This is a genomic window from Duganella margarita, assembly GCF_009857535.1.
GTDB lineage: Bacteria > Pseudomonadota > Gammaproteobacteria > Burkholderiales > Burkholderiaceae_D > Rugamonas > Rugamonas margarita.
Genome location: NZ_WWCS01000068.1, coordinates 1 through 722 on the forward strand (window position 1 = coordinate 1; position 722 = coordinate 722).

The following is a 722-nucleotide window of genomic DNA, read 5'->3' on the forward strand; positions in this document are numbered from 1 at the left end:
GGCGCCGGCGGCGCTGGCGGCGCCCGCGTCGGCGTCCGGCACCACCAGCACCGGACGCGGGCTGTGCAGGATGAGCTGCGCCGCCGGCACGCCGCCGGCGTCGGTCTGGCCGGTGACCACCAGGTCGGCGTAGCGCGCCTGCAACACCATGCTGGCCAGCAGATTGTCGTCGGTCAGCCGGGCTTCGCAGGCGGCAACGCCGAGCTGGCTTGCAACCGCGGTAAACTCATCCAGCGCCTGGCGGGCGGCGGCGGTCAGTACCCGGCTGGCGTCCGGCAACACCGGCACCCCGGGGGCGATGGCGTTGCACTGGTACTCCAGCTCGTTCAGTCCGGTGCTGGCCAGGCCGACCAGATGGGCGTCGTCGGCCAGCGCCAGCCGGCTCGCACAGGCGACGATCTGCGCCGTGCGCGGCGCCGGCTGCGCATTGACCAGGATAGTTTTATACGACATGGCAACTCCTTGAGGGGCGCGCCACTGGCCGGGTTAGCGGAACACCAGCACCGGCAGCGGGCTATGGGTCAGAACCTTGTGCGTTTCGCTGCCGATCAGCAGTGCCTGCAGGCCGCTGCGGCCGTGCGACGCCATCGCCACCAGGTCGCAGCCGCGCTCGCGCGCCGCCTCCAGAATCGCCCGGTATGGCAACTCGTGCTCGACCACCAGCGTGTCGCACGCCACGCCCTCGGCCTGCGCGGCGGCGGCCGCCGCCGCGACGCAGGCGG

Annotated in this window: 2 protein-coding genes; both read right to left on the reverse strand. The window is 72.7% G+C overall.

Annotated elements, in window-relative coordinates; translation table 11 throughout:
* Nucleotides 1-453, reverse strand: a 453-nt coding sequence (locus tag GTP55_RS29185; protein ID WP_161048258.1) for a universal stress protein, incomplete at its 3' end; no start/stop codon positions are given.
* 33 nt (nucleotides 454-486) lie between these two features.
* Nucleotides 487-722, reverse strand: a 236-nt coding sequence (locus GTP55_RS29190; protein ID WP_161048259.1) for a universal stress protein, incomplete at its 5' end; no start/stop codon positions are given.